Origin of the sequence: Brevundimonas sp. (assembly GCF_041688735.1) — a bacterium.
GTDB lineage: Bacteria > Pseudomonadota > Alphaproteobacteria > Caulobacterales > Caulobacteraceae > Brevundimonas.
Map to the genome: position 1 here is coordinate 22,305 of NZ_JBDNHO010000020.1, position 7,476 is coordinate 29,780.

Here is a 7,476-nt window from a genome sequence, read left to right on the forward strand (position 1 = left end):
GGCGCGAAGTCGCCTTGCCGCCGCCACGGGGTTGCGCCACGGTGAGCTCAATCAACACAGTCTTTCCAGGGACGAATACGGAATGAAGCGCACTCTTGTGGCGACCGGCCTGTTTGCGGTCCTGGCCGTGGCCGGGTGCGGCCAATCGGCGCCCGCCGACGCGTCGGCCGAAGCCGACGCCGCCACGGCGGCGACCGTTGAGGTGCCTGTTGTCGAGACCGCGTCGGTCGCGGGCGGCGCAGGTGCCGCGACGCCGGCCGCGCCTGGAGCGCCCGCCTTCGCCGTGGTCTATCCGGGAGGACAGGTCACAGCCCCCGCGACGGTGGCGCAGGGTCCTGCCGGGCCCGGCGGCATTCTCGTCTTCACGACCGAGGCGACCCCCGACGCCGTGGTGGCCTTCTATCGCGCCCAGGCCGGCAGCGCGGGCCTCCAGCCCATCACGGCCATGAACCAGGGCGAGGCGCGCGCCTTCTCGGCCGGAGACGGCGCCGGTGGGCGCGGTCAGCTGATGAGCGTCGTCGCCACGCCGGTCGAGGGCGGCCCCACCAGCGTGCAGCTGGACTGGACCGCCGGCAGGTGAGACGGGCGACCGCCCTGGCCGCCTGCGCCCTTCTGGGCGGATGCGCCGCCGCGAGCGGCGGGGCGGGCGACGGCCGGGAACCGGCGACCGGCTACCTGTCCTCGACCACCCTCGACGCGCTGGCGGCGAACGCCGCGCCGCCTCCCCTTGAAGATCCGGCGCAGGCCCGTTTCGACGCCGTTCTGCCCGGCAGCGATCGCTGGTGGCTGGCGATCGTCCACGCCGAACTGCGCCCACCCAAGGCCGCCCAGCATTTCGATTGCGCCCTGAACACGCGTCTCGCGGCCACGCCCAGACCGGCGCTGACGCGGTTGATGAACCGGTTGCTGATCGATGTGGGCGGCCTCGGCGAACGCGTCGCGCGACAGGGCTACCGCCCCCGGCCCATCAGCGCGGTTGCCGGACTGGAACCGTGCCAACGAACAACCGAGGCCATGCGGCGGGGCTCGTCCTGGCCCGCGACGGGCGCGGTGGCGGGCGCGGCCTATGGCGAACTGTTCGCAGCCCTGGCCCCGAACCGCGCGACCGAGGCCCGGGCGACGGGGCGCGAGATCGGCGTCAGTCGCGTGGTCTGCCGGATGAACTGGGACGCCGACGTGGCGGCGGGCCAGGAGATGGGCCGCGGCCTGTACGCGCAGGCGGTTGCCGACCCGGCCTTTGCCGTCGATCTGGACGCCGCCCGGACCGAGGTCGCGGAAGCGCTGGCCGAAGGCCTGACCAACGCCGGATGCGCGGCCGAGCGCCGCGCGCTCAGGCCGGGCGAGGACTGACCAGCGCTCCGTACAGGTCCGTGCGGCGATCGCGGAAGAAGCCCCAGGCGGCGCGGTGGCGGTCGATGTAGTCCAGATCGAAGGCGTGAACGACTACGCCCTCCTCGTCCCGCCCCAGGCTCTCGACCAGTTCGCCGCGGTGGTCGGCGATGAAGGACGAACCGTAGAAGACCTGTCCGGCGGCGTTGACCTGCTCATGGCCGATGCGGTTGGCGCCGACGACCGGGACGACGTTGGACACGGCATGGCCCTGCATGGCGCGACGCCACGGATCGGCGGTGTCCAGTTCCTTGTCGTGCGGTTCCGAGCCGATGGCGGTCGGATAGAACAGCACCTCGGCGCCCTGCAGCATCATCGCCCGCGCGGTTTCGGGGTACCACTGGTCCCAGCAGATGCCGACGCCGACGCGGCCGTGGCGCGTGTTCCAGACCTTGAAGCCGGTGTCGCCGGGCCGAAAATAGTATTTCTCCTGATAGCCCGGGCCGTCTGGAATGTGGCTCTTGCGATAGACGCCCAGCGCCGAGCCGTCGGCGTCCAGCATGACCATGGAGTTGAAATAGTGCGGCCCCTCGCGCTCGAAGATCGAGACGGGGATGGCCACGCCCAGTTCGGCCGCGACGGGCTGTAGCGCCGTCACGCACGGGTGCTCGCGCCACGGATGGGCGGTAGCGAACCATTTCTCTTCCTGCGAGACGCAGAAATACGGGCCTTGGAACAACTCTGACGGCAGGATCACCTGGGCGCCCTTGGCGGCCGCCTGGCGGATCAAGTCGACGGTCCTGGCGATGTTGGCCTGGATGTCCTCGCCGTAGGAGGTCTGGAGAGCGGCGACTGAAATCGTGCGGGTCATGGTGATTAGTGATTAGTGATTAGTGGTTGCCGGGTCACGCGTTCTTGCGACGCGCAAGGGAGGCGGAGAGTGCCACGAGCATGCGGCTGATGTCGTCAGAGGCCGCGAGCAGAGATCGCGCGTCCGCGCCGGCGATATAGCTGAGCCGTTCCGCCAGCAGCAGCTGGGTTGGGGCCTCAGCCAGCGAACCCCGAGCCATGCCGACGAACTGAATGAACTCGCCGGTACTTCGGCGCGCCGTCCCTTCCGCGATATTGGACGGCCCCGACACGGCAGCGCGCCTGATCTGGCTGATCAGGCCGAACCGCTCATCAGCAGGCCAATGAGCGGTGGCCTCGTAGATGCCCTCCACCCAATCCATAGCCTGCTTCCAGACTTGAAGGTCGCGATAACTGGTGACACCTTCTGCCATCAGAGCTCCGAATGATCGGACACCCACGCTCAACCACTAATCACTCGCCACTCGCCACTATTCTGGCTCCTGCTGCGAAATGCAGTGAAACGACCCACCCCCCGAGAGGATGGCGATGGACGGCAGCGGAATGATCTCGCGGTCGGGAAAGACCGTCTTCAGTCCTTGGCAAGCCAGATCGGCGGCGCGAGCATCGCCGTAGGTCGGTACGATGACGGCGCCGTTGGCGATGAGGAAATTCATGTGGCTGGCCGGAGCGGGTTTTTCGTCCTCGTCGCCGACGAAGCCCGCCGACGGCAGTCGCAGCAGCTTGAGAGGTGCTCCCGTGGCGTCGGTCATCTCGGACAGCGCCCTGGCCACCCCGTCATAGACGTCGTCGTTCGGATCATTGCGGCCCCAGGACACCGGGCAGGCCACGACGCCGGGCGCGACGAAGCGGGCCAGATTGTCGACGTGGCCGTCGGTGTGGTCGTTCAGCAGCCCGTTGCCCAGCCACAGAACCTTGCGGGCCCCAAGCGCCTCGGCCAAGGCCGCCTCGGCCTTCGCCTCGGTCCAGTCGGGATTGCGGTTGGGGTTCAGCACGCACTGGCGCGTGGTCAGGACGGTGCCCTGCCCATCGTGGTCGAGAGCGCCGCCTTCAAGGATGAAGGCGTTGCGCGTCAGCGGCGCGCCCGACGCCTGACCGATCTGGTCGGCGACCGTGTCGTCATGCTCGAGCTCATATTTTCCGCCCCAGCCGTTGAAGCGGAAGGCGGCGGCGGACCTGGACCCCGCTCCGAAGATCGGGCCGGTATCGCGCAGCCAGATGTCGCCGAAACGGCCATCGATGACCTCGACGCCGTCCATGCCCGCGAACAGCGCCTTTGCGTCATCAAACGCCTCGCGTTTTCCGACCATCAGCCTGACCCGCTCGCGCCCCGGACCGGCCAGGGCGAGGACCAGCGCCTCGACCTCGGCCTGGGCCGGCTCGAGGTTGCCTTCCCACAGCTCGTCATGGCTCGGCCAGCCGACCCACATGGCGCGGTGCGGCGACCATTCGGCGGGCACGGGCTGGATCATAGCGGGTGAGCTTTCAGGCGACGCGAGGGTGACAGCGCCAGATAGACACGCCGGACACCGACTTCAACACGAGCGCTCCGTGGCCCACTTGCCCACGCGCATGAAAAAGGGCGGTCCGTTTCCGGACCGCCCTCGTTTCGTTTGGTCTTTCGACGCCCTAGAAGCGGGTGCCGATCGAGATCAGCCAGGTGCGCGGCGCGCCGACCGAGGCCGTGCGGACCGTGCCGGAACGGTTCGTAACGCGCGGGTCGGCGCTTTGAGCGACCGCCAGGGCGTTGGTGCCCGTCGAAATATTGGCCTGGTACTCTTCTTCCAGCAGGTTGGTGACGTTCAGCTGAACGAAGGCGTCCTTGATATTGAGGGCCTCGGTCAGGTCGTAGCGGGCGTCGAAATCGACGACCGTATAGGCGTCGAAGATCTCGTCATTGACGTCCGTAGAGAAACGCTCGCCGACGTATTTGGCCTGCAGGCCGACGCTGAGGTTCTCGGACACGTCGTAGTCGGCGCGGGCCGCGAAGGTCCAGTCCGGGGTCTCGACCAGTTCCTTGCCGGCGGTCGGCAGGAAGGTCGGGATCAGCAGGCTCGCCGGGGCGACCGGGCAGGCCGGGATCGAACCCGGACGCTGGCTGGCCGTGGTACAGCTGAAGTTGCCGAGCCGCAGGTCGTCCTTGATCTCGCTCTCGTTGTAGGCCGCCGAGACGTACAGCGACAGGCGGTCGGAGGCCTGCCAGCCGATGGCGCCGTCGAAGCCCATCAGCTCGACTTCGCCCACGTTGCGGTCGATCGACTGACCGAAGAAGGGCGAGGCCGGATCGGCGTCGAAGGAAGAGACGATGCGGTTGCTGTACTGGTTGTACCAGACGGCGGCCGACGCGATGATATCGCCGTTGTTGAAGCGGTAGCCGAGATCATAGGCCTTGGTCGTTTCCGGCTGGACCTCGGAGAAGTCGATCTGGTTGGAAGCGTTACGGACGGGCTGGTAGAGGTTGTCGGTCCGCGGGGCCGAGAGGCTCTCAGCGTAGCTGACATAGACCGTCTGAGACTCGGCGAAGCGCCAGGTGACGCCGCCGCTCGGCAGCACGGCGTCATACTCCAGCTCGGCCTGGTAGGGCGCGATGAACTGGGTCGCGCTGACGCCGAAAGTCACATTGCCGTTGGCCAGAGGGGCGTTAGGAGTCTGGGCCGTGCAGAGCACAGCGGAAGAACCGTTCTGCGAGAAGCAGTTCTGGTTGAGCTCGCGGCGGAAGTAGGGAGCGCGGGCGCCCAGCTGGATGGTCAGCGAGTCGTCCAGGAACTGGCCGCGCCATTCGGCCGAGATCTGGTTCAGTTCGGCGATCGAGGCGCGGTCGCGGGTACGGAAGAAGGATTGTCCGTTGAAGGCGAAGATACGCTCGCCCGGCAAACCCCAGTTCTTGCTGCCGCCGAAAACGTTGAGCGGGTTGGCGAACCGGTCCGTGCGGATGGCCTCGCCGGTCTGGCGGTGACGGCCGTAGTCATAGCTGTAGGCCACGCGGAAGCGATGATCGTCGTTGGCGTCCCAGATCAGGGAGCTGAGCACGCCGTAACGGTTCGTGTTGGTCAGCGAGGGAGTGTAGGTCGTCACCGTGTCCAGCGTGTCGCCGTCGCGGTTGATGTCCGTGCCGATCAAGCCACCCAGGTCCAGTCGGTCGTCACGCTCGGACATGGCGGTGAAGCCGCCGCCCGTGGCCATCACGAACTGGTAGGACGGGTCGAAAGTAAAGCGCAGGTTGTCGGTGATGCCGTAGCTGAAGGCACCGCGGATGTTGCCGGTGTTCGACGGATTGTTGCGCAGCGCGAAATAGTTGGTGCAGCTACCGGCCAGAATCGATCCGTCGGACAGGACGCGGGTCGATTGCGTCAACTCGTTCTGAGCCGTGCCGTTCACGCCGGTGGGACGGAAGCAGGCCTGGTCGTTCTCGAGAAAGTTGCCCGACGCGAACTGAGCCTGGTTGATGAAGTTGTTGTAGAAGGCGTTGCGGTTACGGTTAAAGTTGTACGACAGGCTGGCGAAGTCGCCGTCGCCCATGTTCTGGAAAAGTCGGCCGTTGACCTGCTGCTTCTGCAGCTCGCCCGGACCCTTGAACTTGTTGTAGTTGGTGTATGAGTAGGTGGCGTAGGCGGTGGTGCCCCACGGACCGAAGGCGCCCGTGTCGGCCTTGATGAAGAAGCGGCCGTACTCGAAGTCGCCGACGGCGGCACCGACCTGAATGCCGGCTTCTTCCAGCGGGCGGGCTACGCTGTAGTTGATGGTGCCGCCGGTCGCGGAGGCGGTCGGGCTGTCGACGTCGGTCGAGCCCTGGTTGACCGAGGCGCGCTCGATCAGTTCCGGATCCAGCTGCTGGTTGCTGAAGATGGCGTAGTTACCGGTGTCGTTCAGCGGAACGCCGTCGAAGGTCAGGGAAATGCGGTTGCCGTCGAAGCCGCGCAGGCGGAGGCTGCCGCCCGAGTTGCCGAAGGGATCCGCGTTGGTGAATGTCAGGCCGGGGACAAGGTTCAGCGACTGAAGGATCGACTGACCGGGCGACTGGGTTGAGATGAACTCCTGCGTGATCGTCGAGCGGGTCTTGGCGATGGTTTCGGCGATGATGGAGCCGTCCGTGGTGGCGGGGCCGCGCGAACCGGTGACGGTCACGCTGTCCAGTTCGGTCGCTTCGGTCGCGACCGTGCCCGACGATTGAGCCGAGGCCGTTCCGGCGACCAGCAGGCCGGTGAAGAGGGCGGTCGTCGCCCAGAACGCGCGTTTGCGGTTCATCATTGTCATCTATCCCCGATGGATGGGCGTGAGCGCCCTGCGCCCGGCGGCGGCCAGTCGACATCAAACCCGGTCTAGGGCGCGGATGGGAAGGTGAGACGACAGTCGTGTGACAGTGGCGTGACAGCGCAAGGGGGTGGCGCAAGGGCCACACCCATGGGGACAGTTATCCCCCACACCGCGCGCAATCGCGCCGCGCGGCCGCATAACCGGGTGTAGCCGCCGTAGCGGACCGGATTGCGGCGGGCGAAGTCCTGATGCTCGGCCCCGGCCGGCCAGAATCGCGCGGCATCCCGAACGGGCGTGACGAACCAGGCTGCGCCGATTCGGGCGGCGACCGCGCGACGCGACGCCTCGGCGGCGGTCTTCTGGCCGTTCGAGGCGAACACCGCGGTGACGCAGGGCGCGCCCTGGTCGCAGAACTTTCCGTCGGGATCAGTCGGATCGATGGTCAGCCAGAAGCGATCGACCAACTGCCGATAGCTGATGCGGGCCGGGTCGAAGGTCGCCTGCACCGCTTCGAGGTGTCCAGTTCCGCCGCGCATCACCTGTTCGTAGACGGGATTGGCCACGCGACCGCCCGCGAAACCCGAGATGGCCGCAACGACGCCGGGCATGGCCTCGAGACTGGCCTCGACGGACCAGAAGCACCCGCCGGCGAACACTGCCGTCTCGCGGCGACCGCTGTCGCTGGCTTGGGCGGCGCTTGAGGCGGCGGAAAGGCGATGGTTTCATCGAATCCGCCCCGCAAGCAAAACCGCCGGCCCCTTTCGGGACCGGCGGCTCTGTACTTTTGGCCTACCGGCCTTCGGCCTGCTTGAGGCCGAGGACCGGGTTAGACATCAACCCTAGAAGTTGATGCCGATGGTGGCGCGACGGTTGAGCGGCTCGCGCACACCGTCGGCGGTGGCGCGGGCCAGGGCGGTTTCGCCCTTGCCGTCCAGCGAGATCACGCCGCCGTTGACGCCTTGACCGACGAGAGCGTCAGCCACGGTCCGCGAGCGGCGGTTCGACAGGCCGACGTTGTAGGCC

The 7,476-nt window shown here is 67.2% G+C and carries 8 protein-coding genes; 2 read left to right on the plus strand and 6 right to left on the minus strand.

Annotation, left to right across the window (positions count from 1 at the left end; all coding sequences use genetic code 11):
- The first annotated feature begins 82 nt into the window (after nt 1-82).
- Both ACESMO_RS02670 and ACESMO_RS02675 read left to right on the plus strand, forming a co-directional pair.
- The gene (locus ACESMO_RS02670) at nt 83-580 is read left to right on the plus strand and encodes a hypothetical protein (protein WP_372706639.1); all 498 of its coding nucleotides are present in this window, start codon (nt 83-85) and stop codon (nt 578-580) included.
- Nucleotides 577-1,350 carry a PA-phosphatase gene (locus ACESMO_RS02675; protein WP_372706640.1) on the plus strand — a complete coding sequence of 258 codons (774 nt, stop codon included), beginning with the start codon at nt 577-579 and terminating at the stop codon, nt 1,348-1,350. The genes ACESMO_RS02670 and ACESMO_RS02675 overlap by 4 nt, the downstream gene beginning before the upstream one ends.
- On the opposite strand, the gene aguB is transcribed toward ACESMO_RS02675, so the two are convergent.
- The 6 genes from aguB to ACESMO_RS02705 form a co-directional block, all read right to left on the minus strand.
- Nucleotides 1,331-2,200 (minus strand): N-carbamoylputrescine amidase, encoded by an 870-nt coding sequence (gene aguB, locus ACESMO_RS02680; protein WP_372706641.1) that lies wholly within the window; start codon nt 2,198-2,200, stop codon nt 1,331-1,333. The genes ACESMO_RS02675 and aguB overlap by 20 nt on opposite strands.
- 34 nt (nt 2,201-2,234) lie before the next feature.
- The gene (locus ACESMO_RS02685; protein WP_372706642.1) at nt 2,235-2,612 is read right to left on the minus strand and encodes a four helix bundle protein; all 378 of its coding nucleotides are present in this window, start codon (nt 2,610-2,612) and stop codon (nt 2,235-2,237) included.
- A gap of 57 nt (nt 2,613-2,669) precedes the next feature.
- Nucleotides 2,670-3,671, minus strand: coding sequence for an agmatine deiminase family protein (locus tag ACESMO_RS02690; protein ID WP_372706643.1), 1,002 nt, complete (start codon nt 3,669-3,671; stop codon nt 2,670-2,672).
- A gap of 157 nt (nt 3,672-3,828) precedes the next feature.
- Nucleotides 3,829-6,447, minus strand: a complete 2,619-nt coding sequence (locus ACESMO_RS02695) for a TonB-dependent receptor (protein ID WP_372706644.1) — start codon at nt 6,445-6,447, stop codon at nt 3,829-3,831.
- Nucleotides 6,448-6,518: 71 nt separating this feature from the next.
- The gene (gene msrA / locus ACESMO_RS02700; RefSeq protein WP_372706645.1) at nt 6,519-7,109 is read right to left on the minus strand and encodes a peptide-methionine (S)-S-oxide reductase MsrA; all 591 of its coding nucleotides are present in this window, start codon (nt 7,107-7,109) and stop codon (nt 6,519-6,521) included.
- Nucleotides 7,110-7,292: 183 nt separating this feature from the next.
- Nucleotides 7,293-7,476: OmpA family protein (locus tag ACESMO_RS02705; protein ID WP_372706646.1), on the minus strand; the 184-nt coding region annotated here is incomplete at its 5' end.